Source organism: Dellaglioa kimchii (genome assembly GCF_046115505.1).
Taxonomy (GTDB): Bacteria; Bacillota; Bacilli; order Lactobacillales; family Lactobacillaceae; genus Dellaglioa; species Dellaglioa kimchii.
Genome location: NZ_CP170737.1, coordinates 1 through 23,019, shown reverse-complemented (window position 1 = coordinate 23,019; position 23,019 = coordinate 1). Strand labels below are relative to the sequence as shown.

General features: G+C 38.4%; 20 protein-coding genes and 5 pseudogenes. 3 read left to right on the top strand and 22 right to left on the bottom strand.

Annotation, left to right across the window (positions count from 1 at the left end; genetic code table 11):
* Positions 1–306: 306 nt before the first annotated feature.
* From ACE83Q_RS07615 to ACE83Q_RS07525, 19 genes and pseudogenes are all read right to left on the bottom strand, one after another.
* Positions 307–671, bottom strand: a pseudogene (locus tag ACE83Q_RS07615) (TIGR02328 family protein).
* A gap of 95 nt (positions 672–766) precedes the next feature.
* Entirely contained in the window at positions 767–1,837 is a 1,071-nt protein-coding gene (locus ACE83Q_RS07610) for a hypothetical protein (RefSeq protein ID WP_409022847.1), read from the bottom strand.
* A gap of 238 nt (positions 1,838–2,075) precedes the next feature.
* Positions 2,076–3,020, bottom strand: coding sequence for a Dyp-type peroxidase (locus tag ACE83Q_RS07605; RefSeq protein WP_072614533.1), 945 nt, complete (start codon positions 3,018–3,020; stop codon positions 2,076–2,078).
* An 8-nt stretch (positions 3,021–3,028) separates the two neighbouring features.
* Complete coding sequence (locus ACE83Q_RS07600) at positions 3,029–3,448, bottom strand: Fur family transcriptional regulator (RefSeq protein ID WP_072614532.1); 420 nt, start codon at positions 3,446–3,448, stop codon at positions 3,029–3,031.
* A 270-nt stretch (positions 3,449–3,718) separates the two neighbouring features.
* Positions 3,719–3,862, bottom strand: coding sequence for a hypothetical protein (locus tag ACE83Q_RS07595; protein WP_006845387.1), 144 nt, complete (start codon positions 3,860–3,862; stop codon positions 3,719–3,721).
* 248 nt (positions 3,863–4,110) lie between these two features.
* Positions 4,111–5,973, bottom strand: coding sequence for a heavy metal translocating P-type ATPase (locus ACE83Q_RS07590; protein WP_089997619.1), 1,863 nt, complete (start codon positions 5,971–5,973; stop codon positions 4,111–4,113).
* A gap of 197 nt (positions 5,974–6,170) precedes the next feature.
* Positions 6,171–6,404, bottom strand: a complete 234-nt coding sequence (locus tag ACE83Q_RS07585) for a heavy-metal-associated domain-containing protein (RefSeq protein WP_006845389.1) — start codon at positions 6,402–6,404, stop codon at positions 6,171–6,173.
* 146 nt (positions 6,405–6,550) lie between these two features.
* Positions 6,551–6,892 (bottom strand): annotated as a pseudogene (locus ACE83Q_RS07580) (prolipoprotein diacylglyceryl transferase family protein); the annotation flags it as partial.
* A 145-nt stretch (positions 6,893–7,037) separates the two neighbouring features.
* Positions 7,038–7,745 carry a Crp/Fnr family transcriptional regulator gene (locus tag ACE83Q_RS07575; RefSeq protein WP_089997620.1) on the bottom strand — a complete coding sequence of 236 codons (708 nt, stop codon included), beginning with the start codon at positions 7,743–7,745 and terminating at the stop codon, positions 7,038–7,040.
* A 184-nt stretch (positions 7,746–7,929) separates the two neighbouring features.
* Entirely contained in the window at positions 7,930–8,502 is a 573-nt protein-coding gene (locus tag ACE83Q_RS07570; RefSeq protein WP_060391932.1) for a Dps family protein, read from the bottom strand.
* Positions 8,503–9,053: 551 nt separating this feature from the next.
* On the bottom strand, positions 9,054–9,437 hold the full coding sequence (locus ACE83Q_RS07565; RefSeq protein WP_006845392.1) for a restriction endonuclease: 384 nt from the start codon (positions 9,435–9,437) through the stop codon (positions 9,054–9,056).
* A 77-nt stretch (positions 9,438–9,514) separates the two neighbouring features.
* Positions 9,515–9,898: pseudogene (locus ACE83Q_RS07560) on the bottom strand (type I restriction endonuclease subunit R); the annotation flags it as partial.
* 32 nt (positions 9,899–9,930) lie between these two features.
* On the bottom strand, positions 9,931–10,509 hold the full coding sequence (locus ACE83Q_RS07555) for a DNA-binding protein (protein WP_150280102.1): 579 nt from the start codon (positions 10,507–10,509) through the stop codon (positions 9,931–9,933).
* Positions 10,502–11,656 (bottom strand): RepB family plasmid replication initiator protein, encoded by a 1,155-nt coding sequence (locus ACE83Q_RS07550; protein WP_013102095.1) that lies wholly within the window; start codon positions 11,654–11,656, stop codon positions 10,502–10,504. The genes ACE83Q_RS07555 and ACE83Q_RS07550 overlap by 8 nt, the downstream gene beginning before the upstream one ends.
* A gap of 517 nt (positions 11,657–12,173) precedes the next feature.
* Complete coding sequence (gene mobV / locus ACE83Q_RS07545; RefSeq protein WP_013102094.1) at positions 12,174–13,409, bottom strand: MobV family relaxase; 1,236 nt, start codon at positions 13,407–13,409, stop codon at positions 12,174–12,176.
* Between the two features lie 728 nt (positions 13,410–14,137).
* Positions 14,138–14,653: a dihydrofolate reductase family protein gene (locus ACE83Q_RS07540; RefSeq protein WP_144903552.1), complete on the bottom strand. Its 516-nt coding sequence runs from the start codon at positions 14,651–14,653 to the stop codon at positions 14,138–14,140.
* 313 nt (positions 14,654–14,966) lie between these two features.
* The gene (locus ACE83Q_RS07535) at positions 14,967–15,377 is read right to left on the bottom strand and encodes a hypothetical protein (protein WP_224155685.1); all 411 of its coding nucleotides are present in this window, start codon (positions 15,375–15,377) and stop codon (positions 14,967–14,969) included.
* Between the two features lie 146 nt (positions 15,378–15,523).
* Positions 15,524–15,757, bottom strand: coding sequence for a hypothetical protein (locus ACE83Q_RS07530; RefSeq protein WP_224155686.1), 234 nt, complete (start codon positions 15,755–15,757; stop codon positions 15,524–15,526).
* A 20-nt stretch (positions 15,758–15,777) separates the two neighbouring features.
* A pseudogene (locus ACE83Q_RS07525) lies at positions 15,778–16,164 on the bottom strand (tyrosine-type recombinase/integrase); the annotation flags it as partial.
* A gap of 259 nt (positions 16,165–16,423) precedes the next feature.
* Here ACE83Q_RS07525 and ACE83Q_RS07520 point away from each other — a divergent pair.
* From ACE83Q_RS07520 to ACE83Q_RS07510, 3 genes and pseudogenes are all read left to right on the top strand, one after another.
* Positions 16,424–17,758 carry an FAD-dependent oxidoreductase gene (locus ACE83Q_RS07520; RefSeq protein ID WP_224138681.1) on the top strand — a complete coding sequence of 445 codons (1,335 nt, stop codon included), beginning with the start codon at positions 16,424–16,426 and terminating at the stop codon, positions 17,756–17,758.
* A gap of 249 nt (positions 17,759–18,007) precedes the next feature.
* Positions 18,008–19,077, top strand: a protein-coding gene (locus ACE83Q_RS07515) for an IS3-like element IS1163 family transposase (protein ID WP_409022846.1) whose coding sequence is annotated in 2 segments (ribosomal slippage) — positions 18,008–18,236 and positions 18,236–19,077 — 1,071 coding nt in all. Because the reading frame shifts where the segments join, the coding sequence is not laid out codon by codon here.
* A 48-nt stretch (positions 19,078–19,125) separates the two neighbouring features.
* Positions 19,126–19,278, top strand: a pseudogene (locus ACE83Q_RS07510) (IS3 family transposase); the annotation flags it as partial.
* A gap of 72 nt (positions 19,279–19,350) precedes the next feature.
* Here ACE83Q_RS07510 and ACE83Q_RS07505 read toward each other — a convergent pair.
* The 3 genes from ACE83Q_RS07505 to ACE83Q_RS07495 form a co-directional block, all read right to left on the bottom strand.
* Positions 19,351–21,099, bottom strand: coding sequence for an ABC transporter permease/substrate binding protein (locus ACE83Q_RS07505; RefSeq protein WP_409022845.1), 1,749 nt, complete (start codon positions 21,097–21,099; stop codon positions 19,351–19,353).
* On the bottom strand, positions 21,099–22,319 hold the full coding sequence (locus tag ACE83Q_RS07500) for a glycine betaine/L-proline ABC transporter ATP-binding protein (protein WP_409022844.1): 1,221 nt from the start codon (positions 22,317–22,319) through the stop codon (positions 21,099–21,101). The genes ACE83Q_RS07505 and ACE83Q_RS07500 overlap by 1 nt, the downstream gene beginning before the upstream one ends.
* 79 nt (positions 22,320–22,398) lie before the next feature.
* Entirely contained in the window at positions 22,399–23,019 is a 621-nt protein-coding gene (locus ACE83Q_RS07495) for a GntR family transcriptional regulator (protein ID WP_409022843.1), read from the bottom strand.

Sequence of the window (23,019 nt, the reverse complement as noted above, 5' to 3'; positions counted from 1 at the left end):
GTATCAAGGTCTTCTATGTAATCATAGACCTTTTTCAAATTCAAATGTAGTGACAACCTAGTCTCGTAACTAGTACATAACCAGATAATTATAAATATTCCTTTTCATTGTTAATAGTATTAAAGTTGATTTTAGATAAATACTTTTTATGTAGATATCGATTATTTTCCAAAGACAACTTGTCTACTACTAATTATTCTCACTCTATTTATAACTCTTTTATCCAAAATTAAACTTATACTTAGAAAATATCTCTTCTAAGTCTTGTGCCATTGTTCGTGTGTAACCCCACAACGAATGATGTTTTTATTTTATTTCAATACCTTTTTTTCTCAAATTTTGAATACATTCAATTAAATAATTATGGTCGTGTTCAGGATAAATAGGATAAGTTGATGCTTCAATAGGCAGGGACTTATAAGGAATCATATTATTTCCACGATACAAAGGATTTAGCCAATTTTCATTCGGTTTGTATCCGCGATTTAACATCTCCGTCATAACTAATTTGTGGTATTTAAACAATTTATATGGAGAGTAAATAAAGACATAATCCACTGTTGCGTGCCTTTTCCCCCACCGCCGCCACGAAGTGCACAGCACTCTCTATGTTGTCCAAGCAATTGTTGACGTGGTAATTTTGTAATTAACGATTCGTGCCATAACCTCATTTTTTGTCTACCTTTCTAACATTAGAATTGTTAGTAATTCCGAGTTAACATAATGTGCTTTCCTTTACATTAATAGCTGCTAATAGCTTATCGGCTTACCACTCAAAGGGTTCAAAATAAATACTGCTATCCGCAACGCCTCTATTTTTCAAAAAATTTCGCCAATATTTGGTCATGGCATGTGGACCAGCCAGCAAATAGATACCATTTTTTTGCATCATGTCCACAATTTGTGTATCAGAAAACCGCCCTACTTGATGTTTGAAATAAATATCGCTTTGATTAAACTTCGTCAATTCATCTAAATAAATAGCATCCTTTTCGTGTTTAGTTGAGTAAAGAAACGTCACTGGTTGTTGTCTTTGCACTGCCATTTGAGCAATAGATATAAACGGTGTAATGCCAATTCCACCAGCAACAATAATCAATGGCTGATCTTCATGATGTTGCTTCAAAAATTGATGATACTGTCCAAATGGCCTTGTTAATTTCACATGAATTCCTTCTATTTCTGGCGATAATGTTTTTAAGTATCTAGTAAAATCACCGTCACCTCGAATTGCTAACTTCAATCTACCTGTTTCATCTGGCAAGTTCACAATAGAAAATGGATGAGCCTCACGTAACTCTTTATAGTGTGGAAAACGAATAAATAACCAGTCACCTGCGTGCCATCGATATTTTGGTGGCAATTGCACTGTTAACTCTTGAATGTTATCACCAATTTCCGTTCGACCGATTAGTTGCGCACTTATATCTAAATGTGGCTGTATCCATTTATAAAAAAAGTAGTATCCGATTACAATAAACGAAAATCCATCAAATAAATCCATAAAGCCATTCAATCGACTGATATAACCAATTAGTTGAACATGAAAAAATATAACAACAACACCTACCACATTCAAACGATGCAACCAAACACTCCATTCATGATTTATAAATCTACTAAAGTATTGTTTCATCGCTTGTAAAAATACTATTTTTCGCGTTATCCATCCAGCCATCATCACCAGTGAGTAAGCTAAAACACCAGAAAAAATATATAAACCAACATCACCTGTTAATGAAATCATTCCACCAGAGTGCACTAACATTTTGTGAATCCAAGCTGATAAAATTGCAACTAACGCCACTAGCCCATGCATCATATATACTTCTGGCAATCCAATTAAGCGATCTAACCAAATGTGGCCGTGTACTCAAGTACATGCTTAGTAACATCCAAATGTAGCCTACCAAACCAGCAATAATACCAAACAAAGTAGAACTAAATTGCATCGATAACTCAGTTAGTAACAGAACAATGAACGGCAACGGTAATAAAATTAAGATAAAAAACCACAAGATTAAGCGCACACTTACAAGTCGTATTAATGTCATCAGCCACTCTCCTCTATTATTTTAGAACAATTCGCCGCTGGCAATATTATCTAACATTGGACGAGACGGAATAAAAAAGAGTTGACCGCTAACAATTTGAGAGAAGGTTAGCAAGTAATCTGATTTTTCTAACATCTGATTTAACATACCCTTAGTTACTTCCCAATGGCGTGCATAACCAATAAAGTAGGTACCCACTTGTTTCGTGTTCAAATCAGAAAAAGGAACGTTCATACGAACAATCTTCTGCTCTTTTTCATCAATTTCAAGTTTTGAAGCCACATTATGAGCATTTGCAAATTTATCGTCGTCATCTAACTCTAAATCCGTAAATTTCTGCCTTCCAACTGCTTTTTCTTGTGTATCGGTTGATAAACTTTTCCAAAAATTCATATCATGAATCCACTTTTGAGCAAAAGCATACGAGCCATTTTCAAATTCAGAATCTTCTTCACCAATTAGTGCATATTCAGCTGCGTCTACTGCACTCGGTGCTTCCGTACCATCGATGAAACCAATAATGGCACGCCCTTCAAAATAACGAAATCCTTTTGTTTCATCAATAACTTCGGCAATTGGACTTAAAAATTGCATTAATTGGGAAACAGTTTCATAAACAACTGCCTCTTCTTTAGCTCGTACGTGAATAAATACATCGCCGTCTGTTGCAGGCATCGCGTACTCTGGTCCATTTAATCCTTTAAATGATTCTAGTTCACTCGGCACATTAGCATTGGGAAATAAATAGGTCCAGGCCGCATAACTAAACCCTATACTCATTCGTAAATCAGCATTATCAGCTCTAATTTGCATCGAGCGAAGAATAGCTTGTGAGCGATCAGAAAAGTCAGCAATTTGTTCTTGGTCTTGTTCCAAATTTTCCCGCTTTAGCTTGAGGACGATAAAGTCAACACTCCGCCCTACATCTTTCCAAACGTCTTGCGCTTGATTAATTTGTATTGTCATATCTATATTTATTGCAGTCCTTTCAACTGACACTGCGCACATACACCCGTAAATTCAAGATGTATCTGCTTAGGTTTAAAAGTTGAATGATTTTGAACCTTTTGCCATAAAGGCGCAAAATCAATATCTGATTTATCTTCAATCTTGCCACAATGAACACAAACTAAATGATAGTGTGGTATATCGAAAAAATCATACGATTTCTCTCCACTTTGCTCATTTTCAATTGTGATAACAAAATTTTCGGATTCTAAGATGGCTAGCGTGTTGTACACTGTAGTCAAATTTGCATGCAAATCATCAGAAATTTGTTGAGCGCTTGGATGCGTATCAGAATCTATTAAATATTGAATAATTGATTTTCGTTGCGGCGTAGCCTTAAAACCAGCACTACGTAACTTTTCAATAATTTCATTTAATGCAGACATATATCCCCTTTTTAATTTATAATCATTTTAGATCACAAATTAATTATATCTATTTATTTGTCGATTTTCTAGTTATTTATATGAACATTTGCTGAGATAATCTCAGTACGTTATTTTTTGGCAATCCTAAAGATTAAATATCCTTCAAGTGAATTATAAGTCAAAATTATAAAAAATATTTATGTACTTAAACATTAAATATACCGTAGTAGTTACTGCCATGAATAAGAAATTTACCAGATTAAAGTATAAAAATGGGCCCTGTACGTTCTAATTATCTTTCTTCAAAGCAAGATAATCAGTTGGTTCAAAACTAAAATATTGTTCTAGATTGCCATGATACTTCTCTAATTTTGCTTCCTTATTAATATCGTAAACACGATATAGCCAATATGATGAATTATGTAATTTCATGTGTTAAAACTTAATAGGAATTTAAATTTTATTATTAGATTTTTTAATCATTCACACGAAAATTAATTTTATAAAGAGCATACTCTATACTCTTATTTTTTTTCAAGAACTCAAAAAAGTGGAAACTCCCAGAATTTTAAATCTGGGAGTTTCCGCTTTTGTCATTTCAAGGATGGACTATTGTCCCAGCCTCTTCTAGTTTATTCTTAAGATATTTTTACTGTCTCTGCAGGTGCTGATACTTCTTTTTATTCTTTTCGACCTTTCAACTTATACTTCATTAATCTCATGGCATTGAAAATTACCACCAGGATACTACCTTCATGAACCAACATTCCGATAGACATATTCATCCATTCGCTGAAGAAGACGCTGGTCAACAAGACCAACACTACTCCAATTGAAATCGCGATATTTTGTTTCATATTATTTGCGGTAGCTTTTACTATTCCTAATGCGTGAGGCAAGTTGCTGAAGTTCGAGTTCATTAAAACGACATCGGATGTTTCGATCGCTACGTCCGTTCCGCTTCCCATTGCGATGCCAATGTCTGCTAAAGCTAAGGACGGACTATCGTTAACGCCATCTCCAACAAAGGCTACAATTTGACCACGTTGTTGGAGTTTTCCGATATAAGCCGATTTGTCTTCCGGCAACATGTGGCCGTGAGCTTCGGTCAAACCAAGTTCGCCTGCGACCACATCAACGGTTCCTTGGTTATCTCCTGAAAGAACGACTAGATTTTTTACGCCCAGGTCTTTTAATTCCTGCAAATTAGCTTTCACACCCGGACGGACTTGGTCGCGAATGCCCATCAGTACTTTTAATTCACCGTCGACCGCTGTCAAAACGAGAGAGTTCCCTTGTTGTTCAAACCGTTTGACATCTTTTTGCACTTTTTTGCTGAGAGTGACATTTTCTTTTTCCATCAAGGCCACATTCCCGACAGCCACTCTATGTCCAGCTACACTTGAAACGATTCCGCCGCCTTTCACGACTTCAGTTTCTTCAACAGGATAAAAGTTTGTTTCTCCAATTTGATTTAAGACCGCTTTTGCTAATGGATGATCTGATTCCCGTTCCACACTGGCCAGATAGCCAAGCGTTTCAGCAGAATCTTTTTCATACAGTTCAGTCGCTGCAACGGTTGGGTTTCCGACAGTTAAAGTACCTGTCTTATCAAATACAATTGTATCCACATTGCTGAAGTCTTGAATGACTTCACTCCCTTTTAAAAGAACACCGTTACGAGCACCATTCCCAATACCGGCAACGTTTGAGACAGGCACTCCGATAACTAATGCGCCTGGGCAACCTAGAACCAAGATGGTGATTGCTAACTCAATATTTTGACTGAACGCCCATACAACAATTGCCAGGACCAAGACAGCTGGTGTGTAGTATTTAGAAAAGCGATCAATGAACCGTTCCGCTTCGGATTTAGAATCTTGTGCTTCTTCCACGAGTTCAACAATTTTTCCAAATGTGGTGTCCTCACCAACTCGGTCAGCTCTGATTTGAATCGTTCCGTTTTCTAAAATGGTTCCTGCAAAAACTTCTGCATCAGCTAGCTTGTTGACCGGAACAGCTTCACCTGTAATGCTAGCTTCATTGATATGCCCTTCACCCGTAAGAACTGTACCATCTACTGGAACTTTCGCACCCGTTTTAACGAGCAAGATATCCCCTTCATCTACATCATCCACTTCTACTTCTTCAAATTCGCCATTATCCATTTGTTTCAAGGCGCTTTCGGGTGCCATTTCAGTCAATTCTTTGATAGCAGATCGCGTTTGGTTCAATGTTCGATGTTCCAAGTAGTGTCCGAATAAGAATAAGAACGTGACAATAGCCGATTCTTCATAATTTTGAATAAAAAGCGCACCAATCGCTGCAATACTAACTAAGACATCAATACTGATGACTTTGACTTTCATTGCTTGAAACGCTTGAATGGCAATTGGCATAATCCCAAAGACAGAGGCGATGATCAAAGACCACTCTGAAAGTCCTACGTTTTCTAAAACAAAGTGACTGAAGAAACCGAGTGCGATTAACAATCCACTGATGACGGTGATAACATTTTTTTTGCTTAATATATATTGTTGCATGCTTTTTCCCTCCAAATTTAATTTCTCTTTTATTGATAAACAAAGTATAAGATAATTGCCTAAGTAATTAATTGACGGATATCAAGTTTAGAAAGTTCTCTTTTATCGTTTCTAAGCACCTCGAATCGGATTGCAACAAAAAAAGCAATCCTGGAAAAATAGCTTTCCTTCCAGAATTGCCTAGTTCATTTAATCTGTTAAGCGGCCTTGACTTTTGCTTTAAGGACCGGATAGCCTACGTTTTCGATAGCTTTTTGAATCTCTTCAATCGAAGTGACAGCTGAATCAAAATCGACTTTGACTTTGCTGGAGTTGAATAATACTTTAATGCTGTCTTTATCAACACCGTTAACTGATTTCACGGCACCTTCAATTTTTTGCATACAACTTGGACAAGACAACGTTTCTAATTGCAATATAGCTTTTTCCATAATTCCTATCTCCTTTATGTGTTTTTATTTTATCGGCAGCAGATTAATGAACACTGCCTTTTCCTCTTTACAACTGTAATATAGCTCACTTTTAGCAAACGAAAATTGACGCATATCAAGTTCGGCACTTCTTTTTATCTTTTTGCTCAATTCACCATCTTAATAGTCTTTTTCTGCCCCTTATTGCCATCAGAATAATAAGAAATTGGTGGATAATCTTGTCTGCGTATAAACCATACTACAATCGCGCCAATAAACAGGGCCAGAGACAAGGCTTGCGAAACGCGGATCCACTCGCCAATCCATAAACTGTTCGTTCGCATACCTTCAATGAAGAACCGACCCACTGAGTACCACAAAACGTAACTCAAAGCGACTTCTTCTTGACGCAAAATCTGTTTTCGGTTCCGTATAGTGACGATGAGGACAAAGCCCAACAAACTCCACAATGACTCGTATAAAAAAGTCGGATGGTAGTAGGTACCATTTGTTCCATTTCTTCAATTTTTCGCGTCATTCTAGTCAAGGTGATGCTGAACAAGATTCCGGCTAAGCTCCATGGAAACCAAACAATGAATACACTTTTAGCTCCCTGGTCACTCGCTTCGTAATACGCCACTTTTCCGTGTCCGATTATTCGCTGTAAAGCAATAAATCATCTAAATCCTGAATCTTGATTCTTTTCCCAGACAGCTGTTGAATCAATCCCTCGTTCTCCAATTCTCCAAATTTGCGACTGATGGTCTCAGGTGTCGTTCCTAAATAGGAAGCAATGTCCTTTTTTGCCATCGGCAGGGTGATGGTGGGAGAGTTGCCCATTTCAGGTTCCACATTTTCTGCCAAAAACAAAACTAAACGGGTAATGACACTCTCCACGGCTACTTGTGCGGTTTGACGTGCGGATTTTTCTAACCGCTGCGACATCTCTCCTAGCAGCTTTAACGAAATTGCAGGATACTCTTTTAGAAACTCTTGTACATCATGTTGTTGAATCATGCAGACAGACGTATCTCGAGTAGCTTCTGCGTATTCCTCATGCACAGCATCAGGATTGAATAACGTCCATTCTCCCGTAAAGTCACCCGGATTCAAAATACGCACTAGTTGCTCTTTACCAGAATCAGACAAGCGATAGATGCGGACTTTTCCGCGATTCACAATATATAAGGCATCATCTTTTTCTTGCGAGCGAAACAGAAACGCCCCTTTTTGATAGTGCTTCGTGTGAGCTTTTCCAGCGATGCGATCCATCGAGCTTTCCTCCAAATGATTGAATATCGGGACTAAGCGGATACAAGCTGAGTGGTCTCCTGCTGCATGTGGTTGGGTGTATTGAGTCAATTCGTTGTTCCCCTTTATCAGTTTACTGTCCTTTTTTTTAACTTTCCTATATTTAGTATAAAGGCCCCTAGCTCAAAAAAATTGACACTCATCAAGAAAAGTCTTTTTAACGGCAAAAAAATAGGAGCTGGAAAGAGTCCCAACCCCAAAATATTTAATTTATAAATGTATGTTTACGAAAAACCTAATCTTCATCCTCATCAAACGCATCATCGTCTTCCAATGCCTCTTTGCCAATGAACGCTTGCAACATCCAAATGTTTTTATCTAAGTCATTTTTAAAAGCAATCAGTGTATCTTCTAAAGCATCGTCACCCTCATCTTGTACTAAACGAATAGCACGAATCGTTAATTCACGGGTACTTCTGAAATCTTCGATAATATTTTCAACCATGTCTTCTGCTTTAGCGTATTTATTGATGGCATCTTCTGAAAGCATGGAATATTTTTCAAATTCAGCGGTGGTTGAAGCCGGTTTATGACCGGAAGTAATCAAGCGTTCTGCTAGTTTGTCGAACCATTCTTCGTTTTGATTATACAATTCTTCAAATTTTTCATGCAGGGTGAAGAAATTAGCGCCATTTACATACCAGTGATATTGGTGCAATTTCACATGTAAAGTATGCATGTTCCCTAAAAGATGATCCGAAATGGCCGCTGCATTAATTTTTGTATGATGGACATGTTCCTTGTGTTCTTGTTCTTCTTGCAATCTTTCTTGGGGTGTTCTTTCTTGAGACGCTTTATTTTTAGTCATGATCTATTCCTCCTATAATTTTGGTTTGTTTAAAATAGTTTCCTTTGATTTCTCCTTTTCCTTTACTGAATTTAGTATAGGATAGATTTCCGTTAAAAAAATTGACGCTCATCAAGAAAAGTATTTCTTAATAGACGCCAGGCTTCTCTATTAAATTCAACTGAAATAATCAAAGGAATGAGGTCGTTCCCTCCAAACAAAAATTTCATTAAAGTAGGGCCTAAAAAAAGAATAGCAACTATACTTTGTCAAGAGACCTGACTGCTATTTTTTTGCTTGTTATTCTTCAATTACCAAATGTCTTGCCTTGCAGTATATTTAATGCTCTTTCTCACTAGTGTTGCATGCAACACTAGTGAGAAAGAGCATTAATAAGATTAACCTAGACGAATAACTTTACTTTATTTATGTCATACCATAAATAAGAATTGAAAAGAATTTTTTTATTTATTTTTAGTATTTTGATATTGATTGAGAGTTTTACTTATTATGGTTTTTAAGTCATCCATAGCTTTTCTCCTTATAAATTACCCTGATGGAAATGGCGGGAATTAAAAGTCGTCTTTATTAATCTCATAAATTGGAAATTGATTGATGGTTTTTATACCAACCTTATATTTAATTATTAGTTTAGCCAATTGTTCACCGTCAATAGCTTTTATATGTAGACGTTTAGCGGATATTAAAGCATCTTGAGTGTAGGATGAAGTAGTTATAAAGACACCACTATTACTATTTCCTGCACTTCTTTCCTGAAGTGCTCCACTAAAACTTTGGATGGTTCTAGAACCTACAGAATTTGATTTAGCGTATCTTTTAACCTGGATGTATATATTTTGTAGCCCTAATGCATCTTGTTGGATAAATCCATCAACTCCACCGTCTCTAGTTGCTTGCGTAGTTATTGCCTGACCATCAGTTCCACAATACCCCATCACTTATTAATTATAGACCCTAAACAAACATCTTTTGTAAAAAGCCTTTTTTCTGTTCTTTCAACAAATCTAACTTACGTTGCTAAATCCGTAAACGTAATTTGGTTAACGACTTCATAACGTGAATGTCCACCAGCCACTTCATCACCATAGAATATTTCAAGTTCTAGCTGCGTCCCATCATCACGATTCAACGGTACGGTCCCAACACCACCCGTACCCGCCAACATGAGTTGCGCATCATACGGCGTTTTATTCTTCGTTAGTTCCAACTTCACTTGTTCAAACTCATTATCAGATAACGGCGTATCTTCTAGTCGTTTACGATTGTTGGCATTCAGAATGTCGCGCCAGTGGTCATATAGCCGATCAACTGTTACACCAGAATAATCTGTTAGATATTCCCAACCTTCACTCTTTAGCTTGTCAATTACAGCTTGTTCAAATTTATCTTCCGCCATTTAACTAGTCTTCTTTTCTTTTTTAGTTGTAACTATTTACCAAAACGCCACCACTTTTTCGGTTTAGGTTGTGACTCCGGGGTGCTATTTTCAGGTTCCGGTTGTTTGTCTGACGTCACTTCTTTTTCACCATCATCATGCGGTGCCATCGTTAAGGCTTTCAAGTCCTTAATTTCTGCCTTGTATTCTTCGAGCAGTTGCTTGTCCTGTAAGGCTAATCGTTGTTGCTGGTCTAATAAATTTTGCATTTGGTCCAATTGCTTAAAGTGTTGTGATTTAGTTTCTTTTAAATCTTCTATTTGTGCATTCTGATACTTAATAATATCATTTAAGTAGTTAATATCTGAATGTTTTAGGTTGGCGTTTTCAAAGTTTTCGGTTTTTGATTCTGGTTGTTGATATGTGTTTTCGGTTTTCGATTTATGGTTGTCGATTCCAGATGAAAACATTTTTCTTATAGCCTTTTGTCCGTCTTCGTTAACCAAAAACCGGTTTCCGTTTTTTGAAAACCATTGTTTTCGTTCGCTATCCGAAACTTTTTTGTTAATTGCAGTCTTACTAACTCCTAACTCATCAGCAAGTTCTCGAATTGTTTTTAAATTTTCACTCATGATCTATATCCTGCCTTTTAACGATTGGTAGATACTGTTCAATCGATTTTTTAAGATACTTAGCAATATTCTTTTTCGAATAGTCATCTTGTTTATCTCGGATATATGCTAAGTGCTCTTTCACGCCCTTTAAACCACGTAACTCTTTTAATTCGTCATAAAGTGGATAAACATTTTTCTGTAACCCGGACAAAATAGTCGTATCCGTTAAATCAATATATGTCAACAAGAAATGTTCCATCAGCAATTTTGTATATGGACTTTTCATCGCTTCATAAACAAGATCTTTTTCACTTTCTTCTTGTCTTATCTTACCGTCAATATAAGCGGGATCATCTAATTTGTAACTAATATCATCTGCAACTTGGTTTTTAGTGATATGAAAGACAATACTTTCAATGCTGCGTCCTTTTTTTACTTTTTCATACGTAACATTAAAGCTGGTATGGTTTGTGATTTCTTTAATCGGATCTTTTAATACTCTTCTTTCAAAATCAGTAAACTTTTTATATTCACTCACCGTATCGGTCGTATCGCGCAATTCTCGAATAGTGATTATCGGATTACGGTAACTTTCCACTTGCTCTTTTCTTCGCCCACCTTTAACGCTGTAATGCTCATATTGGTTGTAATTCATTGATAACCAACGGTACAAAATGATTGCATACTTGCTATTCAATTCAGAAATTTCTGATAAGGCATGTTGCGTAAAATTGGTTTTGAGATTGATTAAATAAGGCATGATTTCGGGGCTAAATCGGATAGTTACTTCATCATGATAATCCGCCCATTTAACATAAGGGATAGGCACAATACTTTCAAATTCATATCCCTTTTCTTTGGCTTTTTTTATCTTAAAAAATGCTTGTTTCTGCATTTTTTCAATTGCTTCTTTAAAACGACTATGTTTATTGCTATCATCCACGTTAAAAAAAGCAAATAACTCTTGCTTGGATAAATAAACTGTCTGGTCTTTCGGGGGATTTTCTGTATCAATTAAAGAGACAGCTAATTCAAACATCTTTAATGGGGTTTTGTCCATTTTGGCAATCGACGTTATTAGACTATTATGTTCAACAACTTTACGTTTTGATAATTCATTCAAGGTCTGTACCTGCCTTGTCTTTGATTCTGTTATAATAGACATATAAATACGCTCCTTTAGGCGTGTTGTTGGATAAGCATAAAGAAAAACTTTTAGACGGGAATTTCTTTATGCTTTTATTATAACATTATATAGCGACAAAATAGTTTAAAACGTCGCTATATACATAGTTTTTTGTCGCTATATACATAGTTTTTTGTCGCTATATACATAGTTTTTTGTCGCTATATACATAGTTTTTTGTCGCTATATTACCTATTAAAACCTTGATATTACTGAATTTCTAACCGCGCAAAAGAACAAAAGATTAAAATATAAAAGATAAACTTATAATAGGCTTTGCCTTTTTATTGAACCCATAAAAAAAAACAAAAGAACCTCTGCGTACGTCAATTTTGTACGTGGGATTCTTTTGTTGAATGATTTCCAATGACATATCACTTGTTATCTAATATGATTGCCCCTTAATAAGTCGATAGAGCCATTTTAACTTGGTTAATGCTGATTTATACGTTTCGTAGCTAAAAACGCTTAGACGGGCAAATAAGTAGGTTTAACGTTAGAGACTAGGTCCTTTAAAAAGATCACGCGTTAATTCAATGATCCGATTGATTAATGCTTTAACTTGTTCGATACCGCGATCTAATCTAGTTGGCGCTATTTTCGTATCTGGATCTGCTCTAGCTGTCGTCAGTGTTTTTAACCATGACTGGGCTACTTTTTTATTTTTTGTGCGTTCTTCATGATCCAGCTTATAAAGAACATACCGAGCCTCCACATCAGTATGCGATAGCTTGTCGACAGCATAATCATTTTTAAGTATGTCTCGCATGGCATAATCCAGCTGTTGCTGTTCGCGTTGCCGCTTCTGAAGCGCTTGATGCGTTTCTTTCAGGTTTTGATAGTCTGCTTGGACGTCTGCTAATTGCGCTTTGACTTGGCCTAACGTTTGCTTGAGTTCTTCTGTCTCATGCTGGCTTTGTAAGGTGGCTTTCTTCATCGTGGCTAACACGTTTTTAAAGCGATCTAAGTCATCTGGTTTAAGCACCGTCTTACCAAAGAGGTTTTTAGATAAGGCTTGTTTAAAATCATCAATTTGTTTTTCGGCTAAGTCAACTTCCGTTAAGGCTTGATCCGTGATTTTAAGTACGGCCTGTTTAGCCCTAATATTGTCTTCAACGTCAGCTAGTTCGTTTTTTAAGGCGTTAAACTGATCGTTGTATTTTTTGATTTCAGCGACATTCTCAAACGGTAAGGTTTTGTGATTTAAAATCCCTTGTTCATAAAAGGGCAGCACCTTTTTTAAATGCTGATCTAAATCATCATGAAAGGTTTGCAGATCATGTCGCGTTAGCACTTCTTTAGCAGATACTTTATAACGTGATTTTTTATCATCAAAAACCACTGGGACAAAGGCATAGTGCAAGTGAGGGGTTGTCTCATCATAATGCACCACCGCGGCCACGGTATTTTCTTGACCATAACGGTCATTGAGAAAATTGCTAGTTGCTTCAAAAAAGGCGCTCTGTTGCTCGTAGGACGCTTCTGTGAGTTCTTCAGGTAAAGTGACTATCCACGTCGCTAACGCCTTCACATCGTCTCTTTTCATGCAATAAACGTCATTTAAACGCTCGTTGAAACGTGAAAGCATATCAGAACCATCAGCCATGAGCTCTTGATTCAGATAGGTTTTCGACACATCAATTTCTTTGTTGGTGTGATGGTCAGTTTTACGTTCAAAATGAACGGCTAAGCCGGGAACTGAACCACGCGTATTTTTCTTTAAATGCGCCATCAAAAATGCCTCCTCGAAAAAGGTTTTCCAAGACCAGTATAACACCGTTAAAAATCTGGTATAGCCTGTTATACCAAAATGCTATTTTGGACAGGCTCTGCGAGGCGCGTCATCGACAAGCGCTGACAGTAGCGTTTCCCCTTCCTACTGGGGAAACTGCTATTTTACAGCGCCTATTATCCGGCTCGTAAAACCTCCGGCGGGTCACGCCGTGACGGGGCAATTTATCATTGCAGGATCACCTTCAGTGAGAGCATGTCATGCAGAACGCTACCCGCGTGGGGCAAGCTGGTGTCAGCTTAACCCCATAAAAAAATAAGTTGAGATAGTATCTGTATCTCAACTTATTTTGAATGCTAATATAGTTCCCTATCGTATTGATTTTAATTAAAAATGATGACCACTATTAAGCCTGGGGAATCTACATTTGTGTATATAAATACTTATCCAATTCGTTTGCATCATAATACATGAAGTACATATTTTAAGATAAAAAGGAGTGTGATTATGGCGCTACAAAAAACCATCAATGTATTACGCGCTATGGGTTATTTCCACCACATAAAATCGTCCATATTAAATTACAAACTTTTTTTCGTTGGAATTAATGTCAAGATTTTGGAGCGATTTTAAGAGGCCCCGTGAGGGGCAATTCCCTGAATTTTTTTATTGAACGAAAACCCGCTTCAGGTTGTATTAACTGAAGCGGGTTTTCCGTTGTTTAAATATTAATTTCGGCGAAAATGAAGTTCTGTCAATTGTTTCATTTGCGTTATATCAATTAATTTCAGCCGAGTTTGATAGTCGGATTGCTCGAATAATCTTTTTCCGTTACCAAGTAAAACGGGTGCGATTTGAATCCACCATTCATCAATCAAGTCAGCAACAATAATGTTTTTTAGTAGGTTCACACCACCGACCACCCAAATATTGCCCGACGGTTGTTCTTTCAACTTTCTAAGGTAGTCTACTGGATCCTCGGATACGGCAAAACCTTCTTGGACATCGAAATTAGTATTATGGGTAAACACCACAACATCCTTACCGGGATATAAAGGCTGGACGTACTTTCGGGCCTCTTCGTATGTAATTCTGCCCATCACAACAGTTTCTACCGTATCCAAAAAGGCATCTGTGGTAAGTTTATCACCGACTTCTGTATCAAATAACCATTGTAATCCATCGTTCACATCGGATAGGTAGCCATCCAAACTAACAGCGCCATAAAAGAAAATTTTAGCCACGTTATTCCCTCATTTCTTAATCTGTTGCAAGTATAACAAGTATTGCACAAATATGATAATTGGTATATTCAATAAAGCTGAGGAAAGGCACAGAGTGGTCTGCTCTTCACCCCGCAACAAATAAACCTACGGCTTGTGAATTTTTAAAAATCACAAACTAAGCGCTGTAAACGTTGATATAGCAACAACTACGCATAATCGATGTTATGTTTTACGTTCTTATCCCTTTCTATGTTTTATACTGGTGCTATTAAAAAGCCAATTAAGGCATTTTATAGCTTCTAACGACTATTTACATTTTTTGCATTTCTAATTAATTCAGATACTCCGTCCCTAAGTCCATTGATAAATTATTCTTCGCTATCTGGTTTGTTGAGTGTTCAAGCTTGTATTCACGTTGTAGTTTAGAACTACCGTAATTTTCAAACATATTTTGCATAGTGATATATAAATAGTTCTCGTAATTTTTAATCTGTTTATCGTCGCTTCGCAAAGCATTAAAATACCGACGTAAGGTTTGTGTGATCTTGGTTTGTAATTCTGGTTCATTATCTAAGATAAAAAATAGATGATGATCTTTGTGTAACTCTTGGACATCTCGTCTAGCATTTAGAATAATACCAATAGTTTTTCTAATGATTTTAGGATTATTATTTGCCCATAGACTAATTAGTCGTATTGTTTCTGGTTCAAATGGAACAGGGTTATTATCTTCTTCTGTCAAAAATTCTTTTGCATGTTGTACTAGGTCTTGATTTTGTTTTTCAATTTGAGCATTTGAAAAATTAGCAGTGGAAAAATCTAGCTGTGCAGTATCTTTATAGTATCTATTAGTATCTATTAGTATCTATTAGTATCTATTAGTATCTATTAGTATCTATTAGTATCTAAGTTATTATATTCTTCTTGATTAACTGCAGAATTTGCAGTTCCGCTTGTACCAAGGGTTTCAGCGTTTTCTTGTCGGACTGCAGAATTTGCAGTTCCGCTCATATCAAGGGTTTCAGCCGTTTTATTAGCGAAATCCTGTTTAATATACACGTCTTTTGCTGTAACTTCTAAATCAGCAAGGTAAAGTCTGCGTTTAATTACAGTTGTATTCAATTAGTCTAACCAAAATCAATTTAATCTAACATGGTTTCCCGACTCGCTTGGTCTAAGCCAAGGTAAGTTAACGTCATAGCTTCACTAGAATGGTTCAATAAATGCATGACTAAGCCAATGTTGTAATTCGATTGCGTGTATACACGATAGGCGCCTGTTTTACGCATGGTGTGCGTGCCTAAATAGTTGATGCCTAGTAGATCACCAACATGTGCCATCACCTTATAAAACTGCTTCTTTGTGATATGTCGATCTGGATGGGACGTTGAGGGAAATAACCAATCCGAATTGATATTCTGTTGGACTAGCCAATCATGATATTGCAGCAAGTCTTGTTGGATAGGCTTTAGATACAATGTATTCGCCTTACCTGTCTTTTTATCATGAATAAAGGTTATACTTGTTACAAGGTCATTTAAATGATGTTATAAAAACTAATGGACAATAAATTTGCGTTAAAAGAATTGAATTATAGATAATTGATTGAGGGGGATCAGAGTATGAAAATATCAGAATATTGTTGCAATAATCTTGTATAAAAAATAACATCCAAATTGGGAATTAGATTCAAAAATTATTTTCTAAATAATTTTAATTACTTAATTATTTTAGATCCTGATTTGTGATTCGATCACATAATTAAATTATTGAATAGCAAGGTGAATAATGAAACATTTTAGTAATATTATTATTGGATTTGGAAAAGCGGGTAAAACACTTGCAGGAACACTTGCAAAGCACGGTGAAGAAGTATTAATTATTGAAAAAGATCCCAACATGTATGGCGGAACTTGTATCAATGTTGCTTGTTTACCGACTAAAAACATGATTATTAATGCCCACCGGGGTATAGAATATGAAGTCGCTTTAAAAAAGAAAAATGCCCTAACAGCAATGCTACGTAATAAAAACTACCATAAGGTGGCTGATTTACAAGAAGCCACTGTTTTAACAGCTACTGCTGAATTTTTGGATGACCATACGGTACGAGTATCTGATAACTCAGGGCAGGAAACTTTAATTGCAGATCGTATTTTTATTAATACAGGAGCAACACCAATTTGGCCTAATATTGATGGATTGCTTGCTAGTAAACATGTTTATTCGTCCACAGACTTACTTGTAAAAGATAAACAATTAAAGGAATTAGTTATTCTTGGTAGTGGACCGATTGGGTTGGAATTTGCATCAATGTATGCACAATTTGGTAGCCATGTGACCATCATTGATAAATCATCTAAGATTTTAGGACACTTTGAGCCTGAAATTGCCGAACAAGCTAAAAATGATTTAGAGGAAGATGGTGTATCCTTTTTGTTAGAAAGCAACTTAACTGGTGTAAATGATACACTAAATGGTGTTACATTAACTATAAGCACACCAAAAGGGATTAAAAATATACAGGCCGATGGGTTATTAGTTGCTACGGGACGTAAAGCTAATGTGACCGATTTGCACCTAGAAAGAACTAGTATTAAAACAGGTAGTCACGGTGAAATTTTAGTCAATGATATACTAGAAACAGATGCTAAAGATGTCTATGCTTTAGGTGATGTTACCGGCGGGCCACAATTCACGTATATTTCGTTAGATGATTGGCGTATTATGGCTAATCAGCTATATGGCGATAAGACACGAAGTCGTTTAAATCGACCAGTATTTGCGAATACTATTTTTCTAAATCCGGCTATTAGTAGTGTCGGAAAAACAGAGGCACAGCTGAATGAGGCAGGCATTGATTATAAAGTACTGAAGATGCCAGCAGCTAGTGTTCCTAAGACACAAGTAATTGGTAATCCAAGAGGTAGCTATAAAGCATTAATAGATCCACAGACACATCAAATTTTGGGTACAACTATTTATGCTGAGGAATCATTTGAGACGATTAATATTATTAGTCTAGCGATACAAAATCATCTTTCAGCTGAGACTTTGCGCGATCAAATATACACGCATCCAACAATGACGGAAGCATTAAATGATTTGTTTGATCAAATTTAATAAATCATTTATAACAAATTAAAACAAAAATACTCAAGGTCTTATCTAAATGCCTAACTTTTTTATGGCACTTCAGTATACCCTAATGACCTTTCTTGATATAAATTTAATGAATTTTATATCAGTATGTGATTCTACTAAATTTTTGGTGTTTGAATATTTTCTAAGACTTGCTCCTATCCTATTATTTGGTACATAAATTTCTGAACAGTTGTGCCATAATTAATAAAACAAGATAGGAACATTCCAATGAAACGATATCAAGATGATTTTAAAGCCAGCATTGTGAAGATGCATCGTGAAGAGAAAAGATCTATTCGCTCGCTTTCAGAGGAATACGGTGTTTCTCCAGCCGCAATTCATAACTGGGTTAAAGGCGCTAAATCAGTTGAGCTAGAAGACGGTACTGAAGTAACGTCCAAAGAATTCAAACAACTTCAAAAGGAAAATCAGCGATTAAAGGAGGAACTTGAAATTTTAAAAGCTGCGGCGGTGTTACTGGGAAAGCATTAGGACGAATTAATTGCCTTGTCTTCATAGAAGATCAGTTATTGCGACACCGCTTATCAATTATTCTTTCGGCACTGAAATTACCGCGCAGCACCTATTACCATTGGAAAAGATATCAACCTAGTCAACACGAACGTGTTGATAATCAGCTCAAAGAAAAAATTAAATTGATTTGGGAAAATAATTATCGTGCCTATGGTTATCCACGAATAACGATGGTGCTTCGCAAGTCAGGCATCTGTGTTGGGTCAAAACGAATTTTACGATTAATGAGGGAAATGAAGATTCACTCTTTAATGAATCGGCGATTTAAAAAACCTGGCACTCATGTGGATCATTCACAACGCCCCAATTTAATCAAGCACCAGCCCAATGCAAGGATATGGCGTGCTGACATTACTTATTTGGAATTACGTCCAGGAACCTGGGTTTATCTCGGTTCTATTTACGAACCAAAGGTTCATCAAGTTCTTGCTTTCAAGATTGGTCATCGGATGGAGGCGACGTTAGTTGTAGAAACGATTAATCAGGCGCTTGAATGTCATCAAAAGCCACAATATTTTCACTCTGACATGGGTTCACAGTACACCAGCAACGAAGTTGAAACTTTACTTGAACGGCATCAGATTAGCCACTCATACTCAAAACAAGGTTATCTTTATGATAATGGGCCAATTGAAGCTTTTCACTCATTGTTGAAGAGAGAGTTTGCCTTTCAAACAACTTTTTCCAATTTTGAGGACTTGGTAATCCGAACCTCAAATTACATCAGTTGGTTTAATTCCGACAGAATTAGAACGAGTGTTTAGAAAAAGATGTGCCATTTATTGACATAGGAGCAAGTTTTCTTTAATAAACTAAAGGTGGAGCTAGGGAATTTAGATCGATATCAAAACTCACAAGAATTGATCGAGTCTATAGAAAACTGGATAATGTATTACAACAGAGATAGAATTCAAATAAAACTAGACGGCAAGTCTCCGATAAATTATCGAAAACTCGCCGCCTAGAAGACAACTAAATATTTACTTTAACTTTTGGGGTATACCTCATCGGCTAGTCTTTTCTTAACTTGTTAAATATTATTTCTGCCACTCAGCAACTTCATCTTTGTGACTCTTAATCCAGTTCTGAGCCGCCTTACGTGGACTTGCACCACCGTTAATTTCCAGCATGACTTCTTCCATGTCCTTTTGGGTCCAGTGGAAATTATCCAGCACTTTGTAGACCTCCGGCATGTCGTCCTTCAGTCCCTGACGGACCATAGTATGAATTGACTCAGACTTACCCATCGCGCCCTTTGGATCCTTCAAGTACTTCAAATCATACTTACTGAACATCCAGTGGGGCGACCAACCGGTAATCACAAGTGGCTTATGCTCCTTGATTGCCTTCCCAAGGGCAACAGCCATCGCCCCAGTAGATGAGGTGCTAACCTGCCAGCCGGCAAGATTATCGTAGGCCTTCACTGTAGATTGCGCTGCACTAACAACACCCGCACCCGGCTCAATGCCCGTCACGGTTTTGCCAGCCTCGTTCGTCAAGTCAGCAATCGAGTCGACCTTCATATAGGAAGGAACAACCAAGCCAACCTTAACGCCCTTCAGGTTAACACCAAGGTCTTGCAGCTTACTCTTATACTTATCGTATTGCTCCTTGTGGGTCACAGGCAACCAAGCCGAGACCATTCCGTCGCTCTCACCGCTGCCCACACTCTGCCACATCACGGCATTATCTAGTGCCGTTAGCTTAACGTCGTAGCCCATCTGGCGCAAAACCTCACCGACCACATTCGTTGATGCAACTTCTGAGTCCCACTGCACGTAGGATAAATTGACCGTTTCCTGCGCCTTCGTATTGCCTTTCGTTGCTACCTGCGCTACGCCCACACCAATCAAGGCCAAGACCGCAGCACCGACCGTGATCCACCGAATCTGCTTGCGCCGTTTCTTCTGTTGCTCACTCATCACGCTCGCAAGTGACAGGCGTTCGTTTGCATATTGTGTGAATCGGTCAATGATAATCGCCAGGATGACCAATGCCAACCCGTTAACGAAGCCATTACCAACTTGTGCTCTTTGGAGCGCCGATAATACGCCATGCCCTAGTCCTGGGGCACCGATCATCGAGGCTGTAACAACCATCGACAAGGCCAGCATTAACGTCTGGTTGACCCCGGCCAAAATAGTGTTTTTCGCCATTGGCAACTCAACCTTGATGAGCTTCTGCCAAGCCGTTGAACCAAATGAATCAGCTGCCTCAATCAATTCCGTGCTGACACCCCTAATACCTAGGTTCGTCATCCGTACGGTTGGCGGTAAGGCGAAAATCACGGATGAGAACACACCCGGAACCACACCAATACCGAAGAAGGCGACTGCCGGAATAAGGTAAACAAAGGCAGGCATCGTCTGCATGAAGTCCAGAATCGGCTTGATGACGGATTGAGCCCGATTGCTTTTGGCTGCCCAAATACCTAAGGGAACGCCAATAATAATCGAGACCAGGCTGGCCAAGAGTACCAGCGTGAATGTGTTCATCAGGTCGCTCCAGAGCCCCTGGTTATAAATGAACAAGAGTCCAAAGAAGCTGAACAATGTTATACCAATACGTCTCGTCGAGATGATAAAGGCGAGAATCGTAATTCCTATAATCCAGACCCACGGATTAATAAAGAGGAGAAAGTCGGTGAGACCATCCATTGTGGCCTGACCACCCGATTGAATCGCCGCGAACAGCCCGGCAAAGGTATTAGTCATCCAAGTGGTGAAGTTCTCCATCCAATCCGCAACGGGCAGTTTGGCGAGTAATGTTAAATTATTGAACAACATTATTTCACCTCCTGTGTCTGTACATCATTTGTTTCTGATGATGGTGCATCTTCATCCGCTAGTGTTTCAATCACGCGACCTCGAATGACTACCCCAAGCAGGCGGCCGTTATCGGTGACCGCCACTGGTGTATGAGCATCGTAAATCACGTTAAAAATGTCGTTAACTGCTGTTTCTTTATCGATAGTTGGCATGTTAACATCCAACACCTTACGTAGCGGTAAGTTATTCAGCCGGGCGCTTCTGGCGGCATCCGCTGAGATGACTCCCTGCAGCTTATGTTGGTTATCGATGGCCACTACCATCGATATCCGTTCCTCACGCATCCGGTGCAAGGCCATGTTGGGCCCCTCACGGTCGATGTTAACGGTCACTGCCGGATCCATAATATTCTCTGCCGTCAGTACACGTGATGAATCCACGTCACTTAGGAAGCGTTTCACGTAATCATTGGCCGGATTGGTGAGTAATTCTTCACCGGTACCAATTTGTTGAATTTGGCCGTCCTTCATGACCGCAATGCGGTCACCAAGGTGAAGTGCCTCATTCAAATCATGCGTAATAAAGATAATGGTCTTCTTGAGTTTCTCTTGCAGACCAAGTAACTCATCCTGCATCTCTTTTCTAATCAACGGATCGAGTGCCGAAAAGGCCTCATCCATTAACAAGATATCGGGATTATTAGCAAGTGCACGCGCCAAGCCCACACGTTGTTGCATCCCACCAGAGAGCTGGCTTGGAAGTTGATCCTTGAATTCCAATAGGTGCAGGTTATCTAGCGCTTCCTCTGCCCGCTGCCTTCTCGTTGCCGGATCGACACCCCGCAGTTCAAGTCCGTACTCCGTATTCTCGAGCACGGTTCTGTTTGGTAATAGACCAAAGCTTTGGAAGACCATGCTCATGTTCTCGCGCCGCATTTTACGCAGAGTTTCCTTATCCGCCTTGCTGACGTCGTGGCCGGCCACGGTAATACTACCGGCAGTAGGCTCAATGAGCCGGTTGATCAGGCGAATCAACGTTGATTTACCAGAACCCGAGAGGCCCATAATCACGAAGATTTCACCCGGTTCCACACTGAAATTCACGTCATAGACCCCGACGGTTGCGCCGGTAGCCTTTAATATTTCATTTTTACTCTTATTTTCACGAACCATTTTGAGAGCAGACTTAACTTTTTTACCGAAGATTTTTGTTAAACTTTTAACTTCAACGACTGCCATCGAGTTCCCCCTTTTTTAAAAAACTGAATACTCAATAAAAACATGTATAGTCACTTTTGTCAAATAAAAAGACTGCAGCTTAGGCAGTCAAAAAATTTGCAACGCGTTGATAGGCAAGCTCGTCACCGACTACGTAAACAAAATCACCGGGCTCGATCACGGCGAGCGGTCCGGGCGAGACAATCATCTTATTCTGGTGCTTAATGGCGACGATGGTGGCCCCGGTATTATGCCAGAAATTGAGTTCACTGACGGTGCTCGCAGCAAAGCCCTCCTTGACCACGACCTCGTATGGCTGTAACTTATTATCTTCGTTATAACGCTGTGTCTGCTCGACCAGGCTGTTCAAGAGGCCCAAAAAGTGCTGGGATTCAGCCTGCTGGCGCTTCGCACTTTCGTGAATCTCCCGTTTCACATTCTCAATCGATTCGACGTCTTGGTATTGCTTGATAAACTCCGTTGCCTTCGCTGAAGACGCCACAAAAAAGCTGGAACCGTGTTTAACGGTCACGACGCCAATGTCGCCGAGGACGATAATGGCTTTCCTGGCAGTTTCCGGTGACACGTGGAAATTGGTAGCAATGGTTGAGCGCGCGTGGAGTTTCTCACCCTCGGCATAACGCCCATCGCTGATTCGCTTGGCCAATTCTAAAGCGATTTGCTGATATTTTGGTTGAACAAACTGGATTTTCTCAGTCAT